Here is a 25,007-nt window from a genome sequence, read left to right as displayed (position 1 = left end):
TAGCGTTATGCAACGTTTCCGGTGTGGTTGTGCTGCAGACTGGCCAGGGCTGAGAACGGTGTCATCGTCAGTTTCTTTTGGCCATCAAATCCTTGCACCAATATTTATCCTGCAGCGTTAAATCGTGGTCTTCGCTATCAAATTCTTCGTTCTCTAATATTGTTCCGTCATCCAGCTTCTCTTTCTGCTCCGACAGTGCCTTTCTCTTTTGTGTTAATAACTTATCTAAATGGCGGATAGTGGCTACTTTTTTCTCGATGACGTTATCGAGTATTTCAGACACGGCTATTAAGGTTTGGGTTGCTTGGGTGTCGGTACACCCTGCCGGTGCTGTTGGCGAACTATCGCTGCCAAAGGAATGAGGCTTGTTGTTATCGTTGCCCAAACGGTTGTTTGCCATCATGGAGCCGGATAACTCGCCTTGCATTTCTTCAAGTACCTGACGGACATCATCTGCTTTCAGTACAGTGAGGTCTTCCAGGTAAGCATACAGGAACAGCCTGTCGACGAGGATATTGATTTTCCTTGGCACCCCCTGGGTGTATTGGGTGATGATACCGAAGCTTTCCTGGCTAAGGGCAGGTTTGCCTTGCCAGCCGACTTGGTTAAGGCGGTGGAGGATATAATTTTCGGTCTGTTGGCTATCAAAGGGTTTCAGGTGGCACGAGGCAATGATCCGTTGCCTGAATTGTTCCATTTCGGGGAGCTCGATGATACCTTTGAGTTCCTCCTGGCCAAGGAGAAAACTTTGGATGAGCGGCTTATCGTCGAGCTGGAAGTTAGACAGCATCCGAAGCTCTTCCACCGTCTCCGGCGGCAGGTTCTGGGCTTCGTCGACGAGTAACAGCGCTCTGCGTTGTTGCTGGTGCAAGGTGAGAAGGTATTGTTCCAGCCGTTTGAGTGTTTCAGCCTTGCCCAACGCCTCAACGGGGATGCCAAACTTGGCCGCAACCAGCCTGACAAGCTCTTCGGGGGTGAGACGGGTGGTTGCAATTTGTATAGCCACGATCGAGTCATCCAGCGAGGCAACCAGGTTTCTGGCGATTGTCGTTTTTCCGGTGCCGATAGGGCCGGTGATCACGATAAATCCTTCCCCCTGTGAAAGCCCGTATTTTAAATAGGAGGTGGCCTTTTCATGGTGAGGACTCGAAAAGAAAAAACGCGGATCCGGACTCAGTTTAAATGGCTTATCTGACAGGCCAAAGTGTGATTCGTACATAGCTATAGTTGCATCCTTATGTCGATAAAAATCCGGGTTTCATCGTAGCTATTGGAAGCAAATGATGATGATTTGTTGTTGTGCTCGATCCCGAAAGAGCTGGTGAGTTGTTTGTTGATCTGGTATTTCCCTTCCAGTTCGTAGATTCGGTAATAGTCGTTCTGGGTCGGGCGGGTGCGGCTAATAAACTGGTAATAGTCATAATCGAAGCGGCCAGCCAGGCTAAAACGGCGTGAAAGGCGGTGGCGGACTGCGATACCAATACCGTCAACTTCATCGTTCTGCTCATCGGCTGTAGCGTTGAGCGCTTCTCGTTCATCATGGAAGATATTTAACTCATAGTCGGTTCTCCGGCCCGTTAACACCGTCGTCCACTCTAGCCGTCGGCTAAGCGAAATTTCCTCGACAGTAGAGTCCGAGGAAAATAAGTCGCGATCAAAGCTGACGGCTTCCTCGGTATAACGAATACTATTGGTAATCCGCCTTGAGCGGTGAGACAACAATAGCTCATAGGCGTCACCATAGAAGCGTTTGTCATAGGCGGCCAAGATTCGTGTTCTCGGCGTCGGGTTTATATGGATCGCACCAGCCCAAAAGTCACTATTGTTGTCGTCTTCAGAGAAGTTGTAACTGAGCTCGAGATAGGAACGCTTGGTCCAGAAATATTGAACCCCGGGGCCCCAACTGAGCGTATCGGCGCTGTCGGCATCAGACGTGCCTTCATAGTCTTCAAAGTTGAAGCGGACTAATGGCACCCAGCCAGATAGAGTTTGAAAACCAATATCCTGCCTGTACAAGGTGATAGCAGTATCGTCATCGTTATCCTTGCTCTCTTTATACTGGTAGGAGGCATCAATTTGCCAGAACAGCTTTTTGACGCTTTCTCCGTTGGCGAAGGAAAATTCTGCGCCATAGCCGTTGTAGTTGCCGATATCGTCTTCGTTATTGACGATATCCGTATAGGCCCTGGCAGTTAGATCCACTTTGCTGCGTGGGTTGGAACGATAACTGACCCCGACACTGGCATCTTTGTTCTCGATGGTGTCGCCGGAGACAATATCGGCATTGGCATTCTGATCGACGGCCCGGGCAATATTCTCGATTGATGCGGCGGCCTCGACCCGAAACCCGGTACGGCTGATGCCCTTATCCGCGGCGAAAGAGAGTGTCTGGTAGGTTTCATTTTCATTGGAATCATGGCTGAAAAATAGCTGGTTAAGCTCATAGTCGAGGTCAATATTGCCGTCAGCCCCCTGAATGTCTGTAGTAATGCCGGCACTCAGATCCGAGATCAGGCTTCCCTGTCGATCTTCCGCTGTCCGGTCAATATTGTCGGTATAGGTAAACCCACCGCCGACATACGGGGTAAACTCAGTATCTGCCGCCAGACTGCGGGTAGTCGCCAAGGCAACGCAGCAGATTAACCAGCGTTTATGATTGGCTCTCTTTTTTATAGTCATCCCCATATCCATACTCATATTGACTATATGCACCCTGCATGGCTTTGTTGACAATAAATCCTATTGCCATCTGTTTGTTGAGTTCTGAAATCGCCTTTTCCACGTCGGCCATTTTGGTTTTGCCATGTTCGACAACAATCATTGCCTGCCCGAGCAGCTTGGAAACGGTAATGGTTTCTTCAACGCCCAGCAGCGGCGGGCAGTCAAAAAGCACCAGCCGGTCAGGGTAGCGTGTGGCGAGCTCTTTGGTTAGCGAGGCCATTTTGTCACTGGCCAGCAGTTCATTGCTCAGGTGATGGGAAGTGCCGGCTGGTAATATCCGTAGGTTCGGTATCGAGGTTTGATAGATCACCTCTGATACGGATTTTACCTCACCGAGCAGAAAGTCAATCAAGCCGGGTTTATTATTGACATCGATCTCTAATAGCTTGCCCGTTGATGGCTTGAGCACATCGGCATCGACCAGTAACACGGTTTTGTCTTTTTCGGAGGCAAGGCTTAATGCCAGATTGACACTTGTGAACGTCTTCCCTTCAGAGGGGCGCGAGCTAGAGATCATGACGAGATTGCCATTTTCATGATGGGAGGCCGCTTGACCGAACGCATTGTGAATGATTTTACGCTTGATGGATCGGTATTCATTGGTGATCTGGGGGTTGGCTTTGTTATTGGAATGCGACACCATGCCGCACCTTTCTAACCTGTCGGTATCAATATGCAAAACAGCCTTGTTTGGCTGGTGCTGAGAATTAGCCAAGTCATGTTTCTCGGCCTGCTCGGGAGCAGGGGGAGATGTCTCGTTGTCAGGTTGCTCAGCCATGGCTTGGCTGATAAGGCTTGGTTTGGACGCCTTTTGCTTTTTTTGCAGTGCTTTTTCAATAATGCTCATAGCTATTCAATCTTCTGGATAATGCGAGAATGAACGGTCGGCGTTGAGTTGATGGCTAGAAACCCTACGTAAAAGGTAACCAGCGCGACGCAGATGAATGAGAAATACCAAACCTTTCGCCTTTCTTTGGTAAACAGCTCGGACTCTTCTGTGAGCGAGACTGAACCAAAAACAGGCAGGTTTGTTTGTCGGTAAAGCTGTGTAGAAGACACCACAACCGGTGATACCTGGCTGGCGACGAAGGCGAGACCACCGCCGGCACCCAGGGCGACTACCAGTACGACGGTAAGCAGCAATGGCCGCATGGGGCCTGAGGGATCTTGTGGAATCAGCGGCGGTTCAATCACCCGGAAGGTAATTTCGTCCGAGCTGGCATCGACACTCTTGGATATCAGTGCGGCCTCCCGGCGTGATAACAAGTCTTCATACTTCGATTTTGTAATGTCGTAATTGCGCATTAAGCTAGTTAGCTGTGCCTCAACTTGTGGCAGCTGTTCCAGCTTCTCTGCCAGCAGATTGTGCTTTTCGATCTGGTTGGTCTCGCGAACCTTCAGGGAGGCGAGTTGGTTTTCCAGCTGGCTGATATTGAGCTTTATATCCTGCAAGACGGCACTGGAGTAGGCCGTTGCCGATGATGCCCGTTGCTGCGAGCCTTGCTGGAGTTTCTTTAGGTCGGCAATCTGGCGACGGGTTTCAACGACATCTGGGTGTCTGTCAGTGAAGCGAAAAAGCAGCTCGTCGAGGCGGGTTTCGAGCGTACCTAACCGTATGTCATACTCGGTGCTGATAGTTGTCATTTGCTGAATAGCGACCGCCGTCTCGTCACTGAGCTGCTTGCGGGCTGTTGCGAGCTGTATGTCCGTTTCCAGAATCGTCAGGCGGGTATCTTCCAGCTCATCCTGCAATGTCTGAAGCCGACGGTAGTAGTTTTGCTCGGAACCCGGCATATAGCCAGTGTTAAAGCGTTTGAAATCGGCCAGCTGTACTTCGGCCTGAATCAGGCGTGTTTCATATTCCTTGAGTTGACCGGTAAGGAATTTATTGGCCTTGACCGTTTCCTGACGCTTTTGCCCGACGGTATTTTCAATAAAGACATCAATGGCTGCTTGGACAACCTTTTGGGTGTAGTAGGGATCTGAGCCGGAATAGTTGATCGTAAACAGGTTTTCCTCGCCGGCCGATTTGAAGGACAGGTTCTTTTTTAAATTTGCCACGCGCTTGCCGAGTTCTTCTCTTTGCAAGCTGTTTGGCTCTGAAACGGTGTTGGCATTCGTCTCGGCATCGGTAAAACGGGCAATCTTTTCAAGGTTCGGACGACTTAGCAGCGTTTTGCTCATCAGTGCCAGTTCTTGCGAGGGATCGGTATCAATCGCAATGCCCCGGAGCAGAGGCTGGAGAATCGATTCCGTATCGGCATACACCCGGGCCTCGGAGCTGTATTGGTTGGACATCAGCGTGACCGCAATCCAGCCGAGGGGGCAGATCACCCAGAGTGAAATGACGATCCATTGACGCTGCAGCCAGATCCCGCGTAAATACTGTAACAGGAGGTCAAATTGTTCTTTCATTTGCGCGCTCCTAGAACCAGGCTTCAGGAATAATAATGATATCGCCGGGCAGAATGTCGATATTGGCCTGGATGTCGCCGTCCCTGATCAGATCGCCCATTCTTAGTCCGAACTGGCGCTGCTGACCGTTAATCACCCGGATGAGACGGGCATCATTGCCGTCGGCGTATTCAGTCAGGCCGCCAACGGCAACCATGACATCAAGCAGTGTCATATTTTCACGGTAGTTAATTGCCTTGGGGCGCGAAGCTTCGCCGATGACGCGCACCTGCTCACTGTAGGGGCCGATGAAATCCTCAACGATGACGGTCACAATCGGGTCACGGACATAGGCGGCAAGGCGCGACTCAATACTGCTTGCGAGTTCGGTCGGTGTTCGGCCGGAGGCGTCGATATCGTCCACCAGCGAGGTAGACAGTTTTCCGTCCGGTCTTACTGTGAACGTGCCCGATATTTCCGGGTTGCCCCAGACAAAAATATTCAGGTTATCACCAGGCCCAATTAAATATTTGTAATCGTTTATATTTTTAGTTAATGAAGGGTGAGTAGTCGCTGAAGGTAAGGTTTGCAAGTTTGATGACGTACATCCTGCTAATAAAGTGGTAAAAATAAAAGCAACGACCAGCGATAAAAAGCATTTCCCTTTCTGTTTCATAAACATACCCATCCTGCGTATTATGACTTGCTTGTTAAGTCTATTTTCTTCAGTGTAGTTGAATAATTTTGTTTAAGTTATTTAACTATATAATACTTTTTTATGGTGCAGCTTCTTAATTATGTACAATAATCAGATATAGCATTGAAAACGGATTTTTATATAAAGGTCGGGAACGCCCATATGCGATATCATGATTTAAACAAAAGTAATACAGTCCTCATTGTGACTGACTTTATTGTTGCTTTGATTGTGTTTGCTTTAGGTTTAAATCTGGCTGAAGTGTATTATTCTGAAAAGACACCAAGATTTGGTGAATCTTTTCACTTTGTTCAGTTGTTTCTGTTTTCCTCGACATTGCAAATCGCGACGTTGGCGGTGGGGTTGTATAACGAAAAATTAAGAGCAACGTATAAAGGTGTTGCGATAAGAATTATGGTGGCAATTGGTCTTGCTTATATAATGTCTTCTTTTATTTACCTCTTGATACCTGTTTCTTCTTTTCCAGCTTTATTGTGCGAATTATTATATCTCCTTGCTGCAGTCGGATTATTAATTAGCCGAAAAATTGCCTTATCGACAAACTATACCAACCTGAATCGCAGGCGAGTTGTTGTTCTTGGTGCAGGGGAAAGAGCCGGATTAATTAACTCTTGCATGAAGAGGCGTGCCGATCGGGTTAACTTTGACTTAATTGGCTATATTCCTGTTAGTGGTGACAGTATCAAGGTAACGACAACGGTTCCGAGAATCGAAACATCGATATCTCTGGAAGACTATATTATTGACAACCAGATTGAAGAAATAATAATTGGCGCGGATGAAAGACGCGGAAACCTGCCGACGGATATGTTGTTCAGCTGTAAAATGAAAGGAGTTTTAATTACTGATATCATTGATTTTATTGAGCGGGAAACCGGTCAGATTGCCGTCAGTCATATTAATCCGTCGTGGGTGATTTATAATGTTAGGTCTTCGAAAGATCTAGTTGGCAGGTTTGCGAATTGGGTTTTTAACTGTTTCATTTCTTCAATAGTGTTATTGCTTACCTGGCCGTTGCTCCTTGTTGCCATGTTACTAATTAAGCTAGAGGATGGTTTTTCATCTCCTGTTTTCTATTCGCAGCAGCGGGTAGGAAAACAGGGGAAAGTGTTTTCAATTTACAAATTTCGCAGCATGCAAGTGAATGCCGAAGAGAATGGCGCGCAAATGTCGTTTAAGACTGATAAGCGTATTACCAAGGTCGGTGCTTTTCTCAGAAAATACCGTATTGATGAGCTTCCTCAGCTATATAACGTTATTAAAGGGGATATGAGTTTTGTCGGCCCCAGGCCCGAGCGACCTGAGTTTTGCCAGCAGTTTGACGGCAGTATTCCCTATTACAGTCAGCGTCATGATGTCAAGCCGGGTCTGACTGGCTGGGCGCAGCTTAAATATCCCTACGGGGACAGCCTTGATGATGCCATCGAGAAGCTGAAGTTTGACCTCTACTACATCAAGCATCGCAGTTTCATGCTCGATGTTCTGATCCTTATCAGAACATCAGAGATCATTCTGTTCGGGAAAGGCAGGTAACCATGACCAAGGCTGATAAATCAAACCAGATTGTGAACGCCATGACGATTGATGTCGAAGATTACTTCCACGTTGCTGCGTTTTCGGGGGTGGTCAATCCCTCGCATTGGGAAAGCCGCTACCCGTTACGTGTCGAGACCAATACCCAGCGGATTTTGAAAATGCTCAACGAGCACGGTGTGAAGGCGACTTTTTTTGTTCTGGGCTGGGTTGCCCAGCAGTGCCCGGCGATTGTCAGGGCCATTGTACGTGAAGGGCATGAAGTGGCTAGCCACGGTTATCTTCATCAACCGGCCAACAGGCAGTCTCAGGAAGAGTTTTATAACGATATAGCCAGCAGCAAACACCTGATCGAAGACATCAGCGGCCAGCAAGTGATGGGTTACCGTGCTCCGAGTTTTTCTATCGATACCAGTAACCCCTGGGCATTTGAGGTATTGCGCTCCCTGGGTTTTGTTTATTCCAGTAGCACTTATCCGGTAAAACACGATCTTTACGGGACACCCGACTGGCCACGCTTTAAACATGTGCGGGAGGAGGGGCTGATTGAAGTGCCGATCCCGACCTTTAACAAGCTGGGAAGGAACATTCCTATTGGCGGAGGGGGGTTCTTTCGTCTCTATCCCTATTGGTTGAGCCGACGGCTGATTAATGCCTTTATTGCCGATACTCAGCAACCCTACAGTTTCTATTTTCACCCGTGGGAAATCGATCCGCGTCAGCCGAGGATCATGGGAATATCCGCGAAATCAAGGCTCCGGCATTATCTGAACCTCAACAGTATGGAGTCAAAGATCCACCGTCTGCTAGCCGATTTTAACTGGAGCACGATGCGTAACGTTTATCAACTAAATGGATTTAATCATGATGCAGGAATTAGCAATCCGGAAGCTATCAAGGAACGACTATCCATACTGGGATAGTTATGTAGACAATCACCCTGAAGGCAGCTTTTTTCATTTATCCGGCTGGCTTGATGTGATTGATTCGGTATTCGGCCATCAGCACCATTATATGTTGGCAGAAAGCGGTAACCGGCTTGTCGGGGTATTGCCGCTGTTTGAACAGAAAAGCTGGCTGTTTGGCCATACCCTGGTATCTACCCCTTTTTGCGTGTACGGCGGTGCGTTGGCGGATAGCTCACTGATACGCAAAAAGTTGGAGGCGGCTGCTTTCGAATTGGGATGCGAGCTGAATGTTGACTACGTCGAGCTGCGAGACAAGCTCGATGTCGAGTCAGAGGCACCTTGGGTTAAGCATTGTCATCATTCCCGTTTCTCTCTGGCGCTGCCTGAGGAGTCTGACGACATCATCGGTGCCATAAAGAAAAAAAGGCGCAATGTGATACGGCATTCGCTGAGGAACAATCTCAGCTGGGATACCTCGGATAACCTTAAGTCCTGTTACGACGTGTATGCCGAAAGCGTCAGGGACCTGGGGACTCCGGTGTTTACGCATAAGCTATTTACCAAGCTGAAAGAAACCTTCCCGGATCGCTGCGAGACCATGCTGGTGCATGATAAAGATCAGCAGCCAATCTCTACCATGCTGAGCTTTTATTATAAAGATCACGCCATGCCCTATTACGGGGGCGGAAAGTATGAATCCAAGGCACTGAATGGCAGCGACTATATGATTTTCCAGCTGATGCATGTTGCCCGTCAGCGCGGTGCGACACTGTTTGACTACGGTAGAAGTAAGAATGATTCGGGGGCATATCAGTATAAAAAGCACTGGGGGATGGAAGCGCATCCGCTCAATTACAAAGTGGCACTGGTAAAAGCCAAGTCGTTGCCGAATTTGTCACCGAACAATCCGAAGTACAAGTATTTCATCAAAGCCTGGAAAAGACTTCCTCTTCCGGTGAGTCGCCTTATTGGTCCGATGCTATCGAAATATCTGGGGTAACTGTATGAAAGAGCCGTTACTGTATCTGTGTCACCGTATTCCCTATCCTCCCAACAAGGGGGATAAGATTGCCAATTACCATATCCTCAAGTTTCTAAGTAAACATTTTGATGTTTATCTTGGCTGTTTTATTGATGATCCGTTTGACCTTCAGTATCAGGCCAAGGTTGAACAATATTGCAAGGCGAGCTTGTTTGTTCAGATCTCCCCTTCATATTGCAAGCTGAAGGGCGTGACCGCGCTGTTTACGGGACAGCCGATCACCTTGCCCTATTATTCACGAAAAGCCATGCAGCAATGGGTTGATGCCATCATTGAAGACCATCAGATTGACAAGGCGCTCGTGGTGTCCGGTTGTATGGCCCAGTACCTGATTGCCAGTCCTCATAGCCCCCATACCGTGATGCATTTTGTTGACATTGACTCTGACAAATGGCGCCAGTATGCCGAGAAAAAACAAGGCATTATGCGCGCTGTCTACCAGCGGGAGCACCGTGTGCTCGGGCAGTATGAAAAAAAAGTCGCCTCGATGTTTGATATTAGTTGCTTTGTGACCAAGGCTGAGACCGAGGCGTTCCGTTGTATTGCCGATACACCGTTTCGCGAGCGGATCAAAACCCTTGAAAACGGCCTGGACAGCGAGTTCTTTTCACCCGGTTCCTCCGTTCCTGCAGAGGAAAACTATTGCCTGGAACAAGAGAACTATGTGGTGTTTACCGGTGCGATGGACTACTGGGCCAACGAAGATGCCGTTACCTGGTTCGCCAATAATGTCTGGCCCAAGGTGGTGACCGAGGTGCCGGATGCTAAGTTCTACATTGTCGGCAGCTCACCGACTCCCGGGGTCAGGGCGCTGACGGAGATCCCGGGGATCGTCGTAACGGGCCGAGTCGCTGATGTGCGTCCCTATCTGCAACATGCCAAAGCCGCCGTTGCCCCGATGCGTATTGCCCGGGGAGTCCAGAATAAAATTCTGGAAGCCATGGCTATGTCACGGGCCGTGATTGCCTCCCCGCAGGGGATGGAAGGACTGGAGAGCTTCCCGTCGAGCCATGTCGCCGTTTCCGATAGTGCGGCTGATATAGCCTGCAGGGTGATAGACACATTGCAGGCCGAGCAGTCAGTAGCCACAGCGTCGCGGGCGTGGATAGAGCAATATTACAGCTGGGATGCCCAGCTATCTCCCTTGCTTGGCTATCTGGAGTCTAACCATGGCTAGGTGTTCACAAGGAGGCTGAATATGTGTGGTATTTCCGGAGTTTTTAATCTGCGCCAGCCTGGCCGAATTGATAAGCGTCTGCTCGAGAGAATCAATCGGTTGCAGAGTCATCGCGGGCCGGATGATGAGGGATATTTCTTCGATGAGCATATCAGTCTGGCACATCGCCGTCTGTCGATCATCGATCTCTCAGGCGGTCATCAGCCGCTGTTCAATGAGGATCAGTCGGTTGTCGTCGTGTTTAACGGAGAGATATATAATTACCTGGAACTGGCCGATGAGCTGACCCGGCTTGGGCACCAGTTTAGGACTTATAGCGATACCGAAGTGATTGTTCATGCCTGGGAGTCCTGGGGGGAAGACTGTGTCAAACGCTTTCGGGGGATGTTTGCCTTTGCAGTGTGGGACAGAAATAAAAAACAGCTGTTCCTCGGTCGTGACCGTCTTGGCAAGAAGCCGCTGTTTTATACGGTAACAGCGAAGGGACAGTTTCTCTTTGCCTCTGAGCTCAAGGTGTTACTCGGGCATCCAGAAGTTGATACGACGCTCAGAAATGAAATGGCGGAAGAGTACTTCATGTATGGCTATATCCCCGAGCCTTACAGTGCCTACAAGCATATTTTCAAGCTTAACCCCGGCCACCACCTGACGCTAAGCCCCGGGAGCGAAATCGCCCCGAGGCAATATTGGGACTTGTGTGCTCCGGATCAGGTTTTGTCCTGGGAGCAGACTCAGGAGTCGTTGCTCGACAAGTTGCAGGAGGCTGTCAGGATCCGCCTTGCCGCGGACGTACCGCTTGGTGCGTTTCTGTCGGGCGGGGTAGATTCGAGTGCCGTGGTGTCATTGATGGCGTCATTGCAAAACAAGCCGGTGCACACCTGCGCCATCGGTTTTACCGAGCAGGCTTTTGACGAAAGCGAGTATGCCCGCCAGATTGCCAACCGCTATCATACCGAGCATAGCCAGCAGATAGTCGATCCGAATGATATTAGCCTGATTGATACCCTGGCCGATATTTATGATGAACCCTATGCCGACAGTTCTGCCTTACCGACGTTTCGTGTCTGTCAGCTTGCCAGCCGATCGGTAAAAGTTGCGCTGTCCGGCGACGGCGGCGATGAAATATTTGGCGGCTATCGACGCCACCGGCTGCATCTGGCCGAGCAACGGGTGCGAAATGCGATCCCGGGGCCAATCCGTAAATCTGTGTTTGGTCCGCTGGGGTATTTATTCCCCAAGGCAGACTGGGCACCACGACCGTTGCGGGCCAAAACCACCTTTCAGTCTCTGGCGATGGATGCCGTCGAGGGGTATGCCAACTCAATATCCAAGCTACGACGTGGCGAGCGCCAATCCCTGTTTAGTGACTCATATCAACATAGCCTCAACGGTTATGACGGCAGTGAAATTCTTAAGCATCATGCCCGTTACTTTACCACCGATGATCCTCTCAAACAGATCCAGTATCTCGATATGAAAACCTGGCTGGTCGGCGACATCCTGACCAAGGTCGACCGGGCAAGTATGGCCAATTCGCTGGAGGTTAGAGCGCCGATGCTGGATCACGAGTTCGTCGAATGGGCGTATTCCATCAATAGCAAAAACAATATTCGCCATCGTGAGGGGAAATATGCCTTCAAGCGTTCGCTCGAAAATCATGTTGGCCATAACATTCTCTACCGGCCCAAAATGGGTTTTAGCATGCCGATTTCGACCTGGTTCAGAACCAGCTTGAAAGACACGCTGGCGCGGAATGTCCTCTCGACCAATATGTGCGACAGCGGGTTTTTCGATGTCGACTGGCTGAAAAAAATGATCAGCGATCATCAGCAGGGGTACCGGGATCACGGGGAATCACTCTGGTGTCTGTTGATGTTTTCTCTTTTTATGGCGAGGCAGTAGTTATGAAGATTCTGACGATCACGAGCTTGTTTCCCAATGCTGCCGATCCCAAGCATGGGGTGTTTATCGAAACCCGGCTAAAACAGTTACGAAAGCGCTACCCGGATGCCGAGATCACCGTGATCGCGCCAGTTCCCTGGTTCCCGTTTAAATCATCGCTCTTTGGTCAGTACAGCCTCTTTGCCAGGGCGCCTTATTTTGAAAAGCGCGGTGAGATGCCGGTTTATCACCCACGCTACGTGGTGCTCCCCAAGGTGGGGATGACACTGGCCCCGAAAACCATGGCGTTTGTTCTATATCGGCAAATCAAGGCGCTGATGGCAGAGGGGTATGAATTCGATCTGATTGATGGGCATTATTTTTATCCCGACGGGGTGGCCATTGCCGAGGTGGCCAAAAAGCTCAATAAGCCGTTTACCGTAACGGCCAGGGGCTCGGATATCAATTTGATCCCCCAGTACGAAACGCCGCGGCGACAAATTCAGGATGTATTTCATGCCAGTAACCATAACCTGGCGGTTTGCGAAGCGCTCAGGCAGGAAATGATCGCATTAGGCGCCGCGCCGGAAAAGGTGTCAGCGTCCCGAAACGGCGTTGACCTGGATCTTTTCTCTTTTGCTGATGAGCAGCAGCAGCGGGAAGTTCGTCAGCAGTTGAAGTTGCCCTTGGAGAGACCGGTTATTCTTTCTGTGGGTTTGCTTATTGAGCGCAAAGGGCATCATCTCGTTATTGAAGCCATGAAGGCACACCCAGAGGCGCAATTGCTCATCGCCGGGATGGGGCCTGACAAATCAAGGCTGAAGCGACTGGTTAAAAAACTGCACTTATCGAACCGGGTGACTTTTCTCGGTGCGCTCTCTCAGCCGGAGCTTGCCCGTTATTTTCAGGCTTCTGACTTATCCGTATTGGCATCAAGCCGAGAGGGCTGGGCCAATGTATTGTTGGAATCAATGGCAAGCGGAACGCCTGTGGTGGCGACTAATATCTGGGGAACGCCGGAGGTAGTCAAAGCCCGTGCGGCGGGGCTGTTGGTTGAGCGCAATAGTCGTGATATTGCGGCTGCGATTGGACTGCTGCTCAATAGTCGTTTCCCCCGTGCTGAAACTCGGCAATATGCCGAACAGTTTTCGTGGGATGAAACCACGGATCAGCTGTATCGATTATTTTCAGAACTGCTGGGGTATGACAGGCATGGCGGTAACTCATCGTACCGAGGTACTGAAACCGATATGAATGACAAAGAGGTAGCAGTATGAAAATACTATATCACCACAGGGTAGCTTCCAGGGACGGACAGTTTGTTCATATCGAGGCGATTATTGATGCACTGCGGCAACAGGGCCATGAGGTTATCGTTGTTGCCCCGACTATCTCTGATGCCACGGAGTTTGGCGATGATGGGGGATGGATGTCGAAGCTCCGCCATGCTCTGCCTGGGTTCATCAGTGAACTGCTGGAGTTTGGCTATAGTCTGTATGATTTCGTTCAGCTGTTACGGGCTATCAAGAAGCATCGGCCAGATGTCATTTACGAGCGGTACAATCTCTTTTTGCCTTCGGGGATCTGGGCCAAGCAGTTGTTTAACTTACCGCTGATCCTCGAGGTTAACGCACCGCTCTACAAAGAACGTGCTGCCTATGGCGGGGTACACCTGCCGATGCTGGCCAAATGGTCAGAGCTGTATACCTGGCGTAATGCCGATCATCTTTTGCCCGTGACGCATGTTCTGGCTGACTATCTATACCAAGCCGGGGTCAGAAACAATAATGTCACTGTGATTGCCAACGGCATTGACCCCAGCCAGTTCAATGTGACAACACATTATGACAGGTTGCCTGATTTGGCAGGTAAAACTGTGATTGGTTTTGTCGGGTTCTGTCGTGAGTGGCACCGATTGGATCTCGTTGTCGAAACGATCGCCGAGATGAGAAACCCCAACCTGGTATTGCTGATTGTCGGTATCGGTTCGGTATTGGATGATCTGCAGCAAAAGGCCCGAGAGTTAAATATCGAACGGCAGCTGCTTATCGCCGGGCTGGTCAGCCGGGAAGAGATGCCCAAATGGCTGGCGCAGGTCGATATCGCCCTGCAACCGGCAGTCACCCCCTGGTGTTCCCCGTTAAAGCTGATCGAATACTTGGCAACAGGCAAAGCGGTGGTTGCTCCTGATGCGCCCAACATACAAGAATTGCTTGTTCATGAGTCGAACGCATTACTGTTTGAAGAAGGCGATAACCAGCAGATGCTGGCAGCCATCAAACGACTGGTGACCGAGGCCGACTTAAAGGCTGACGTTCAGCACCAGGCTGTAGCGACGATCGAAAACCGGCAGCTCACCTGGCACCAGAATGCAAAAAAAATCGTCCGGCGTTTTCAGTTGTTATTGCAAGACAAGCGCGGAGCTATTCATCACGTTGCGGTGAAGCCGAATGTGTAGATGCGTCAGGCCATGATGAAAGGGTACCGAATGGATATGGTAGCCAAAAAACATGTTTGTCATCTTGTCCACGGCTTTCATGTCGGTGGGCTGGAAAAGATCATCGTCAATTGCATTAACCAGTTGGGGGAGCAATATCAACATACGATTGTGACCCTGACCCAGGCTGGAGAGTTGGTCGAGGAGCTTCCGCCTTCGGTCACTGTGATTGAAATGAACAAAAAACCGGGCAACGATTTGTCGTTGTATCCGCGTCTTTACAGGATTCTTGCCGGGATAAAGCCGGATATTTTCCATACCTATAACCTGGGCACTATCGAGTACCAGTGGGTGGCATGGCTGGCCAGAATACCACGGCGGATCCATGCCGAGCATGGACGGGATACCTATGATCCGTATGGAAAGGTAGCCAAATACCGGTACCTTCGACTAATAAGCTCATGGGTTATCCATCACGTTGTGGCCGTTTCCAATGATTTGTACCACTGGCTCCAGCGTGATGTCGGTATCCGTCAAGCCAAATTAGCCTTGATCACTAATGGCGTTGATGTCGAGTATTTCTCGCCGCAGTTCAGAAAGCCATCCGCGGATAAATTCATCGTCGGCCATGTGGCCCGCCTGCAGGGAATAAAAAACCAAAAGCTGCTAATTAATGCTTTTCAACATGCTTGCCAGCAGGATCGTGACTTTTCGCGGCACGCTGAGCTGATGCTTGTTGGTTGCGGCGACGATATGACCGCGTTGAAAGCTCTGGCTAACAGCGACTCACGATATGGCGGACAAATTATCTTTACCGGCCGGCAGCAAAACGTTCGGGATTATTATGCGCGTTTTGATGTCTTTGCGATGTCGTCGATAGCCGAAGGGATCCCGGTCACCCTGCTTGAGTCAATGGCCATGGGGGTTCCCCATGTGGTTACCCGGGTCGGGGGGATCCGGGAAGTGCTTCTGGAAGGCGAAACCGGACTCGGTGTGGCAAGCCAGGATCGCGATTCGCTGGCCGCTAGTCTTCTAAAACTTTTTCACGACCGGGGATTGCGCGATGGTATGGGGCTGGTATCACGGCAAAGGGTTGAACACCACTTCAGTCAGCTGGCAATGGTCGAAGCCTATGCTGATCTTTATCATCATCGATAGCAATCCCCCCGCTAGTCGCTAAAATCACACTGTAAACTGAAGCTTGATTGATTTTCGGTGTCAGCCTGGCGGTTATCCGCACCATGAAATGAAGAACTACAATTAGTGCCTAGCACACTGAGTATAAGAACCAATAAAGGAATGATATTTATCATAATTATTATGATGAGTTTCTTCATTGTTTCTCTTTTCCTCTTTGGGTTCGGACGTTTTATTCCATTGGTCAATTACCTCCTGATATAAAATCTAGATAAAAATTGTGGTTATCTTGAGTCATGATTAAGAAACCTGCCGAAAATACAGTAACCAGCACTTAAGGAGCAGGCCCTCTATTGTTCTTGGTTATGTCCTCGCAATTTGAGCCGAGCCTTAAGGTTTGGCTGAGTTACCAGCAGGGTATGCAAGTCTTGTTTGGGTAGGACAAGCAGTTCGCAATAGCCGGTGGCAACGACATCAGCATTGCGGGGTTCCTCCGATAGGAGGGCCTGTTCGCCGAAGAACTCACCGGTACCTAGCTTTACAGGTGCTTGCTTACCCGTTATGACTTCAACATTGCCGGTGGCAATAAAAAACATGGCATCACCAACCTCTCCCCGGGTAACTATCTTTTCACCTGGCGCAGCTATGCGCGATTTAAGCTGATTGGCTATTGCCTTGGTGGCGTTGTTATCTAGCGAGGCGAACAAAGGCACCTTGGTGATGAGAGCATTTTTATCTAATCGCTCACTGGCCACTTCGGTGATTTGTGCCTGAAGATCAGGGTGGGCCGCGATTATGCGGTTGAAGTCGTCCAGCTGCAGAACCAGTAGCTGGCAATAGCTTATTGCCGTAATGGTCGCACTGCGAGGCTCCTGGGTCAGCAGTGCCAGTTCGCCGAAGAAATCACCGCTGCCCAGGCGGACCGGCTGGGGTTTGGTTGCGGCCTCGACAGCCCCGCTGGAGATAAAATACATGGCGGTGCCCGGCTCTCCCCGGGTGATAATACACTCGCCCGGAACCACGAGCCGGGGGGTTAGCATATCGGCAATTTCACTGATCCTGTCTGCGCCTGTCTTGGCGAAGAACGGTACCTTGGCGACGAGTTTGTCCGGTTCGAGGCCGAGATCCAATTTGGGTTGACGGTCCATGATACGGTTACGTTTGTCCAGTTCGCGAACCAGATCATTAAACACTTCCTGGCTGATAATATTTTCGTCGAGCATTTGGTGGTAGCTGGCTTCCTCAAGGCGCAGGGCAACACGGACCAAGTGACGTTTTTGTAAGGTTTCTGCGTACTCTGGATATTGTAGTCGCAGCGCATCCAGGGTCTGCTGGATTGCCTGCAGGCGCTCGATAAGCAGTGGTTCAAGCTCTAAGGCCAGGTTTTCGCCAAACAAGGGCGGGATTTTGTCATGGCAGTATTCTATCAGTGCAATGACCGCTGTTTCGTGAACGCTCAGGATTTCAAAACGATTGGCGAGCTGGATTGCCAAAGGACGGGAAAATCCCATGGACCGCTGAAGCCACAGGGCTGAGCGACACATCACACCAAATCTCAGTGTATCTGTATAAGCTTCCTGATAGCCCCGGACGTTGCCGATTTTTATGCCGTCTTGCAAATCATCGGCATGGAACAGCAACGAACGGGTAATTTTGGCCGAGTCCAATCCGTCCGAGAAGCGTTTCAGATAAAGGTGGCGCTCATGGTTGGTCAGGGTGCTTAATCCGACACCTAGGGTTACCGTATCGGATTGCTCGCCTTTTGACATTGAGTGTTCAACCCTGTTCAGGCGTTGCTCGTAGATGTCTGCGACACCGGTGGCGATGGTGGGTTTGATGTTGTCGGTGTGGGCGGCGTGTTCAAGCCCTTCGCGGATCCGCCTAATCGATAGTGCCATTACGCGGTTGCGGATCATCCGCTCTGTCGGAGGAAGGCTGTCGAGCCCGAAAAAGTGCATCATCGCCCCCATGGTCGGGGCATTGACAAACAGAGTGAACAGCACAAAGCCGGTGACGAGAGAGGCAACAAAGGTCTTGATGTCATCTGAGATGCCCGGTGTTTCGAGGATCACCAGCGCCAGGGCCAGCGAGACGGCGCCACGTAGTCCGCCCCATAGCATGACAGTACGAAAGGCCAGGCTGATTTGTTGCCCCAGGCCGATTTTATTGAGAAATGGCAGCACCAAATATAGCACGGCGGTGCGGGCTGTAAAGGCGGCGACAGTCAGGGCGATCAACGAGATAAAATGCGCGGTGGTAAAGTCCACCAGTACCTTGGGGACTATCAGGCCCACCAGAAAGAAGATCAGAGAATTGGCCCAGAAGACCAGCTCTTCCCATGTCTCGGTCAGTGTATGCCAGGTATGCGGGGAGATCTGGGTACGGCCGAATGAGTTGATAACCAGGCCCGCAGTGACGACGGCCATCACCCCCGAGACATGCAGATAGTGCTCGGCGAGCAGAAAGCTCAGGTAGGCGAGGCAAATAGTGAGCGTGATTTCGACCAGTGGCATATTGCGCAGTCTGCCGATCAGAGAGGCAACTGCCCAGGAGGCGAGCAGGCCGACCAGAATGCCGCCGAAAAACACCTCGAGAAACTTGCCAGCCGCAGAGATGACGCCCGCATCGGAGTTGCCGAGCAGTATGGTGACCAGAATCGTAAACAGGACGATGGCCGTCGCATCATTAAACAGGCTCTCGCCTTCAACCAGTATCGTTAGTCGTTTGGGGGCACCCAGATTTTTGAAAATGGCAACAATGGCAACGGGATCGGTGGCAGAGACAATAGCCCCGAGCAGCAGGCAGGCAACCAGGCTGACTTCGGACACGCTCCAGACAAAGATCCCGACCAGCATGGTTGAAATAAGCAGGCCGAGAATGGCCAGTAATAAAATAGGCCCGATATCTGTCATCAGGTGACGGGCATTGATATTCAGGGCGGACTCGAAGATAAGTGCGGGCAGAAAGACGAAAAAAACCACTTCCGAGGTGATATCCAAGGCCTCTAGCGAGGTGAGGAAGTCCCCCAGGATCCCCGGCGGGTCAAGGTTGCTGGTAGCCAGTACGATCCCGCCCAGCAGGGAGCCTGCAACGGCGAGCAATACGGTGTAGGGGAAGTTAATCCGGTTGGCAAGCGGCAGCAGCAGGCTGGCAATCGTCAGCAGGCCGACCAGTCCCAGCACCAGAAGAAATGTCTCATGCATGCCATCGCCTCCTATTGCGCGTTAGGCCTAGATCCAGGGCGGTTGCCGGAAACGCTGCTCGGCATATTTTATCGGCCAGATAATTTTTGCCTGCCCGTCGAATAGCTGGACCATTGGCAGGTAGAAGCCTTTCATAAACGGACCGGTCATGACCTCGTTGGCAGACAGGGCGTTCGGCCCCGGGGCGGACGAGAACTGGTAGTAATTCCAGACCCCTTTATACGGGATCTGGCGGATAATGGCTGTTAGCGTATCGAAGTCCAATGAATTGGCGGTATTGAGGGCTTTGATTGCCATTCGGGTATAGTCATAGTGAAAACCCGCAGCCGGAATCGTGGGCTCCTTGCCGTATTTAGTCTTAAACCGCCTGACCCACCATCGCTGCCACAGCGCGATAGGCATGGCCGAGTCCATTGAGACCACAAAGTTTGCGGCATCGCCCGTCATCTCATACCAGTTACCCAACCAGCGCAGGCCATGGCCGAGTAACAAGGCTTTCACGCCGAGTTCTTTGAACTGTTTGACGAAGCTGCTGGCGGCTACGTCACCGGTTGATGTCATGGCGACCAGCGAGACCTGCTCGGATTTGTATTTGTTGAGCAGCTGACGGAATTCGGTTTCGTCCAGTGCCGCGGTATCGAAAGGTAAAGGGTCAAAGCCTGCTTCTTTGAGGCTGCGCATCAGTGCCTCGCCCCAGCCTCGCCCGAAAGCACTATCCTCGACCAAGATTGCCGCACGTCTGTTGGCCGGCAGCCACAGCTCATGCTCCAACAGATATTTGAGAGGTGCACCATAAAGACCTGCGAGTTTCGGCGGTGAGGGCCATCCTTTGAACCAGCCCCGGTAACGCTGGGGATCATCGTTTATTTTGGCGGCGATATACTGTGATGCTCCCAGATGGCCAAGATGAATCGTATTGAGATCGGCTGTTATATCCATCAGTGCCAAGGCGACAGATGAATGCCAGCCGCCAACCATCAGTTTGACCCCTTGTTGCTGGATAGCCTCGGTTGTGGCTTTTGCGGCGATTTCCGGGTTTGACTGGCTGTCTACCCATATAACCTCAACATCATGCCGAACGCCATTGATGGTCACCGGGGCTTCACCGGCAGCCCCGGCATCTTCAAGTGCCATCAATACTCCTTGTCTGATGGCATCACCGGTTTGTTTGGCCGGACCGCTGAACGGTCCGCAAACGCCGAGTTTCAAGGGCAGGTTGGAGTCTTGGGGAGTATCGGCAGCATCCCGGGCACCAAGGACACCTGGCGCGTACATGGAAAGAGTGCCAGCCGCGCCAAGCACACTGGCAGTGTGGATAATCTGTCGCCTGCTTAACGGAGTAAAGCGCGCTTGGGTATTGCTTTGTTTTAAGTTCTTCAAGGTCTGGCCTTTGCTTTCTTATTCGCGGAGGCGCGGCATGGCGTGCGCTGATGCCTATCTATTCAGGTTAGCCTAAGTGCTGGTGGTTGCCGGGGAAGAAGGTGCGTGCAATAAGTAAAGCGAGGTTGTCTGGGCGTCTATACTCATTTTGACTGGTACTTTTTTTGCTTATTTTTTGCTAACGGGTGCGGGAGGAATTGAATGGGGCTTTTGCAACAGAGCCTTAAGGCCCGAATGACTGCCTATTTTTTGTTGGTATCCGTGTTGGTCGTGGTGGCGCTGGCATCGGTGACCTATTTCCTTGCGGCCGAAACTCAAAAAGAGATGGCGATTGATCAGTTTGATTTGACGGCTGATCACAAAGAATTCGAAATTAACCGCTATATTGCCGAGCAGATAACTGTTGTAAGGAACATTGCAGAACTTGATGAGCTTCGGGCGGCGGCCGATGCTCTGCTGGCCAAAGAAACAGGGACGGCGGCATACAAGACAGCCCATTTTCAACTGGCAGAGGTGTTGTTTCTTTCTACCTTTCTTGATTACGGCTCGGCAACGGCCTCTGATCTGACAGAGGTGTTTATGATGACCAGAGTCGGTGGCCGGGTCTTCTTCTCGACTCAGCCCGATGATGAAGGTGATTATCGGCTAAACCACCAATATTTTGTTCAGGGACAGAAGGAAACGTTCTTGCAGAAGGTGTACCCCACCCCGGATACGGCCGCGCCGACCTTAACCGTATCTACCCCACTGCTGAGCCCGACTGGCGAGTTGCTCGGCGTGCTGGCCGCCCATGTCCGCTTGTCAGTATTGGTCGAGATTGTCAGCCGGCAAACAGGGCTGGGGGAAAGTGGCGAGGCATACCTTGTCGATGCCCATAATCGTTTCATCTCTCCCGAGCGGTTCGGCCACGCCTCCTATCCGCGCGGAGTTCATAGCCAGGGTATTGAAACGGCGCTACAGGGGCAAAGTGGTGCCGGACTGTATGATAATTATGCCGGCGAACCGGTGATCGGCAGCTATCGGTGGCTGCCCGAACTGGGGCTGGCCCTGATATCAGAAGTCAGGGCTTCAGCGGCACTGGCACCTGCCAACCGGTTTGGCGTCATGGTACTGGCCGTTGGTTTGCTGGCTGTCGGTTTGTTGAGCATCGGCATCTACCTGATTGCCGTTAGGATCACCCGGCCGATCTCGGCGGTTACTGAGACGACACTGAAAATCAGTGGCGGCGATCTGACTCAGACCGCCCCGGTGCTGACCCAGGACGAGACCGGGCTGCTGGCGCAGAATTTCAACCAGATGATTGCCAGGCTGAAGAAAACGCTCGACGACCTGGCCGAAGAGCGCGAGAGATCTGAACATTTGCTGCTCAACATCTTGCCGGCTCCCATCGCTGAGCGCCTGAAGCATGGTGAAGACACAATTGCCGATAGCTTTTCCGAGGTCACAATCTTGTTTGCCGATATTGTCAACTTCACGCCGATGTCTGCCGGGTTGCCTGCAGCAGAAGTGGTGGGCTTGTTGAACGAAATATTCTGTGAGTTTGACAGCTTAAGCGAGCGTAGGGGGTTGGAAAAAATAAAGACCATTGGCGATGCCTACATGGTTGGGGCGGGGATCCCTATCCCGCGAGACGATCACGCCGAAGTAGTTGCCGAGACGGCGCTGGATATGCTCGATGTCATTACATGTTTTAACCAGCGCCATGGCAAGACACTCAGCATTCGCATCGGGATCAACAGCGGTCCTGTTGTTGCCGGGGTGATTGGCACCAAAAAGTTTATCTATGATATTTGGGGTGATGCGGTCAACACCGCTTCGCGGATGGAGTCGCAAGGGTTGAAGGGCGGCATTCAGATCACCGAGGCAACCTATAAGCATTTGAAGGATGATTACGAGTTTGACGATCGCGGAATGGTCGTGATCAAGGGAAAAGGAGAAATGCACACTTATATGCTTAAAGGGCGTAAGGAAGAAGCGGTTAACGAATAAGGATAAGTGTATGAAGTTATTTTCAGGCATGCTGATGGTTTTTGTGCTTGTTTTAGTGGGTTGCGATAGCCAGCCGTTACAGGAAAAAGAATTGCGTATCGGATTGATTGCGCCGATCAGTGGCCAGATCCCGGAAGTCGGCTTGGCAACGGTAGAAGCGGCTAAGCTGGCAGTACAGGAAGTCAATAATCGGGGCGGCTTGATTATTGATGATGAACGCTATCTCGTGACGCTGTTGATTGAGGATAACCAGGATAATGCCGAGCAAACCATCAGTGCGGCGTTGCGGCTCATCAACCAGCAAAATGTCAGTGCCATCATTGGCCCGCAGGCAAGCCGAAATGCCATTCCTGCCGCACGGTATGCCGAATATGCCCAAATCCCGATGCTTAGCCCCTGGTCGACCAACCCGGAAACCACACGCAACAAGAAATGGGTATACCGGATTGCCTTTAACGACACCTTTCAGGGACAGCTGATGGCAAGGTTTGCCTATCAGGATTTGGGCTATCGGAAAGCGGCTGTGCTATACGATGTCTCTAGCGAGTATAACCGCAATTTGGCTGAGGTATTCCGAGCTGCCTTCAGGGCGCAGGGGGGCAGGGTTGTTGCCTATGAGCTCTATACCCGCGACGCACCGGATGTGACTGAGCAGTTGCGTCGTATTCAGGCCGCGGATCCAGGGGTATTGTTCTTGCCTAATTATTATAACGAGGTACCTGAGCAGGCCCGTTTGGCCAGAAAACTAGGCCTTGATGCCATGTTGCTAGGCAGTGATACCTGGACGCAAATTCCTGAGTCGGATCGTGATGCGCTTGAAGGTGCTTATTTCAGTACGCATTACGCCGTCAATAAAGCCGATGGTGAAGCGGTGCATTTCAGGGCGCGTTTTAGAGAAGTTTATAGCAAAGAGCCGAGTGATGTCGTTGCGTTAACTTACGATGCTTTCGGGATGCTCTTTGAAGCGGCAAGGCGCTATGGTGGTACCGATCCGAAAGGCATTCGTGACGCATTGAATAGCCTCGGGGGCTACGAGGGGGTTACCGGTCGAATTGAGTACAAGGGATCCGGCGATCCGACCAAAAGTGCAGTTCTGCTTGAGATTAAGCAAGGTGACTTTGTTTATAAGCGCAGGATAGATCCGGAATGATTGAGAAACCTTCTGGTTAATATGTAACAATACCAGCAAGTTAAGTAATCGGGGCAGGTCATGATGACCTTGATATAAACTATGATCAGACATGCCAGGGAAGGAGATTGCCGGAACTTAGCCGCGCTCTCTATACAAGTATGGTTACACACCTATGCCAGGGACGGGATCCGGGCTGACATCGCACAATATGTCTTGTCTACGTTCACAGAAAGTCATTTTGAAGCATTATTGCACAATCCAGACTACCGCATTTTAGTGTATACCGACGGTGAGCACCTGCTCGGCTACATTGCCGTCAACTTAACATCCCACTATCGAGATGAGTCTAATGGTTATGAGGTGGAGACCTTGTATGTTCAGGAGCACTTTCATGGAAAAGGGATTGGAAAAAAACTGCTTGCCGAGATCCGGTCTCAGTTTGGCGGTAGCTACTGGCTTTCGACCTGGGTACACAATGATCCCGCAATTGGGTTTTATAAAAAGCAAGGATTTAGAGACATTGGCGAGGTGTTTTTCCAGCTAGGTGGAGAGCAGTACGAAAATCGCGTCCTTGCATTTTCAGCCAGTTAGTTCGATGTAAACATATTGCTGGTGTGCCAAGCTTAATGTTGGTGATGGTCTTTCGATCTGCTGGCTGATTACAGCTTGATGGTTTGCTTGCAGGTCGAGCATTGATAGATGCTTTTATAGAAAATACGCTGCCAGAAGTTGCGCTTTACTCTAAATACGGTCGAGTGCTTACAAAACATAATTAAGTCCTATATTCAATTTTATTTAACGGGGACGATATTTAGTTATATAAGTTTGCGACAGGTATTAGGTAAATCACTAATATTAACCATTTCAATTCCCTGAGTCTTCCTGTTGCCTAATGTTGTAATTATTGTCTCTCGGTCATCACTCAATATGATATTGTTTAATAGTTCTTCATGGTTAAACCCAATCATTTCATTGAGGGGAACAGCCAGACAAATATTGCCGGTGCTTCGGTAAAACTTATGATTGTGTTCGCTTATCTCCAGGAATAATCCGTAAGTGTTTGACTCCCATATTCCAACCAAGTTATTCGTAATGCGGTTTGTACCTGTCGAATAACATGCTGATAATGTCATAGATAATAAAGTACCGCCAAGTACAAAACTTTTACCCTTCATCATTTTTACCTGTCTTTTGAATGCTTAAAAATATCTGAATTTGAGTGGTTTTTCTCAAGATTAAATAATTCTAATTGTGTTGCTGATATATAACGCAATGTTACATTTTTGTATTGGTATGGGTAAGTGAGATGCGTAATTAGCTAAATGTGACAAATGTCATCAAGCAATAGATACATA

Annotated in this window: 19 protein-coding genes; 11 read left to right on the top strand and 8 right to left on the bottom strand. The window is 50.3% G+C overall.

Annotated features, from left to right (window positions below):
• Nucleotides 1-67: 67 nt before the first annotated feature.
• Genes EIZ48_RS07965 through EIZ48_RS07945 form a run of 5 tightly spaced genes read right to left on the bottom strand, consistent with a single transcriptional unit; the run spans nt 68 to nt 5,791 of the window.
• Nucleotides 68-1,219, bottom strand: coding sequence for an XrtA/PEP-CTERM system-associated ATPase (locus EIZ48_RS07965; protein WP_160649913.1), 1,152 nt, complete (start codon nt 1,217-1,219; stop codon nt 68-70).
• Nucleotides 1,220-1,221: 2 nt separating this feature from the next.
• Entirely contained in the window at nt 1,222-2,679 is a 1,458-nt protein-coding gene (locus tag EIZ48_RS07960; RefSeq protein WP_160649911.1) for a TIGR03016 family PEP-CTERM system-associated outer membrane protein, read from the bottom strand.
• Nucleotides 2,651-3,568: an XrtA-associated tyrosine autokinase gene (locus EIZ48_RS07955; RefSeq protein WP_160649909.1), complete on the bottom strand. Its 918-nt coding sequence runs from the start codon at nt 3,566-3,568 to the stop codon at nt 2,651-2,653. The genes EIZ48_RS07960 and EIZ48_RS07955 overlap by 29 nt, the downstream gene beginning before the upstream one ends.
• 2 nt (nt 3,569-3,570) lie before the next feature.
• Nucleotides 3,571-5,136 (bottom strand): XrtA system polysaccharide chain length determinant, encoded by a 1,566-nt coding sequence (locus EIZ48_RS07950; RefSeq protein WP_160649907.1) that lies wholly within the window; start codon nt 5,134-5,136, stop codon nt 3,571-3,573.
• 10 nt (nt 5,137-5,146) lie between these two features.
• On the bottom strand, nt 5,147-5,791 hold the full coding sequence (locus EIZ48_RS07945; RefSeq protein WP_160649905.1) for an XrtA/PEP-CTERM system exopolysaccharide export protein: 645 nt from the start codon (nt 5,789-5,791) through the stop codon (nt 5,147-5,149).
• Nucleotides 5,792-5,974: 183 nt separating this feature from the next.
• Here EIZ48_RS07945 and EIZ48_RS07940 point away from each other — a divergent pair, with 183 nt between their 5' ends.
• From EIZ48_RS07940 to EIZ48_RS07905, 8 genes are read left to right on the top strand one after another with little or no spacing between them, the layout of a single operon-like run.
• On the top strand, nt 5,975-7,366 hold the full coding sequence (locus EIZ48_RS07940) for a TIGR03013 family XrtA/PEP-CTERM system glycosyltransferase (RefSeq protein WP_160649903.1): 1,392 nt from the start codon (nt 5,975-5,977) through the stop codon (nt 7,364-7,366).
• Between the two features lie 2 nt (nt 7,367-7,368).
• The gene (locus tag EIZ48_RS07935; protein ID WP_160649901.1) at nt 7,369-8,289 is read left to right on the top strand and encodes an XrtA system polysaccharide deacetylase; all 921 of its coding nucleotides are present in this window, start codon (nt 7,369-7,371) and stop codon (nt 8,287-8,289) included.
• Nucleotides 8,231-9,274, top strand: a complete 1,044-nt coding sequence (locus EIZ48_RS07930; protein ID WP_160649900.1) for a FemAB family XrtA/PEP-CTERM system-associated protein — start codon at nt 8,231-8,233, stop codon at nt 9,272-9,274. The genes EIZ48_RS07935 and EIZ48_RS07930 overlap by 59 nt, the downstream gene beginning before the upstream one ends.
• A gap of 4 nt (nt 9,275-9,278) precedes the next feature.
• Nucleotides 9,279-10,493, top strand: a complete 1,215-nt coding sequence (locus tag EIZ48_RS07925) for a TIGR03087 family PEP-CTERM/XrtA system glycosyltransferase (protein ID WP_160649899.1) — start codon at nt 9,279-9,281, stop codon at nt 10,491-10,493.
• A gap of 21 nt (nt 10,494-10,514) precedes the next feature.
• Nucleotides 10,515-12,395: an XrtA/PEP-CTERM system amidotransferase gene (locus tag EIZ48_RS07920; RefSeq protein ID WP_160649898.1), complete on the top strand. Its 1,881-nt coding sequence runs from the start codon at nt 10,515-10,517 to the stop codon at nt 12,393-12,395.
• Nucleotides 12,396-12,397: 2 nt separating this feature from the next.
• Nucleotides 12,398-13,651, top strand: a complete 1,254-nt coding sequence (locus EIZ48_RS07915; RefSeq protein WP_160649897.1) for a glycosyltransferase family 4 protein — start codon at nt 12,398-12,400, stop codon at nt 13,649-13,651.
• Nucleotides 13,648-14,832 (top strand): glycosyltransferase family 4 protein, encoded by a 1,185-nt coding sequence (locus EIZ48_RS07910; RefSeq protein ID WP_160649896.1) that lies wholly within the window; start codon nt 13,648-13,650, stop codon nt 14,830-14,832. Before EIZ48_RS07915 ends, EIZ48_RS07910 begins: the two co-directional genes overlap by 4 nt.
• 30 nt (nt 14,833-14,862) lie before the next feature.
• Nucleotides 14,863-15,969, top strand: coding sequence for a glycosyltransferase (locus tag EIZ48_RS07905; RefSeq protein ID WP_160649895.1), 1,107 nt, complete (start codon nt 14,863-14,865; stop codon nt 15,967-15,969).
• A gap of 329 nt (nt 15,970-16,298) precedes the next feature.
• Here EIZ48_RS07905 and EIZ48_RS07900 read toward each other — a convergent pair whose 3' ends face one another.
• A complete protein-coding gene (locus EIZ48_RS07900; RefSeq protein WP_160649894.1) occupies nt 16,299-19,151 on the bottom strand; it encodes a cation:proton antiporter in 2,853 nt (950 codons plus the stop codon).
• 27 nt (nt 19,152-19,178) lie between these two features.
• Nucleotides 19,179-20,531, bottom strand: a complete 1,353-nt coding sequence (locus tag EIZ48_RS07895) for an ABC transporter substrate-binding protein (RefSeq protein ID WP_240152903.1) — start codon at nt 20,529-20,531, stop codon at nt 19,179-19,181.
• Between the two features lie 201 nt (nt 20,532-20,732).
• On the opposite strand from EIZ48_RS07895, the gene EIZ48_RS07890 reads away from it, so the two are divergent.
• The 3 genes from EIZ48_RS07890 (at nt 20,733) to EIZ48_RS07880 (ending at nt 24,243) form a co-directional block, all read left to right on the top strand.
• Complete coding sequence (locus EIZ48_RS07890; RefSeq protein ID WP_160649893.1) at nt 20,733-22,520, top strand: adenylate/guanylate cyclase domain-containing protein; 1,788 nt, start codon at nt 20,733-20,735, stop codon at nt 22,518-22,520.
• Nucleotides 22,521-22,530: 10 nt separating this feature from the next.
• Complete coding sequence (locus EIZ48_RS07885) at nt 22,531-23,670, top strand: ABC transporter substrate-binding protein (protein ID WP_160649892.1); 1,140 nt, start codon at nt 22,531-22,533, stop codon at nt 23,668-23,670.
• Nucleotides 23,671-23,751: 81 nt separating this feature from the next.
• Nucleotides 23,752-24,243, top strand: a complete 492-nt coding sequence (locus EIZ48_RS07880) for a GNAT family N-acetyltransferase (protein ID WP_160649891.1) — start codon at nt 23,752-23,754, stop codon at nt 24,241-24,243.
• Nucleotides 24,244-24,467: 224 nt separating this feature from the next.
• Here the strand turns inward: EIZ48_RS07880 and EIZ48_RS07875 are convergent, their stop codons facing one another.
• Nucleotides 24,468-24,830, bottom strand: a complete 363-nt coding sequence (locus EIZ48_RS07875) for a hypothetical protein (protein ID WP_160649889.1) — start codon at nt 24,828-24,830, stop codon at nt 24,468-24,470.
• Nucleotides 24,831-25,007: the final 177 nt, after the last annotated feature.

The organism is Photobacterium alginatilyticum, from assembly GCF_009910675.1.
Lineage (GTDB): Bacteria > Pseudomonadota > Gammaproteobacteria > Enterobacterales > Vibrionaceae > Photobacterium > Photobacterium alginatilyticum.
Note: the sequence above shows the minus strand (reverse complement) of the source record. Positions and strands in the feature narration are given on the sequence as shown.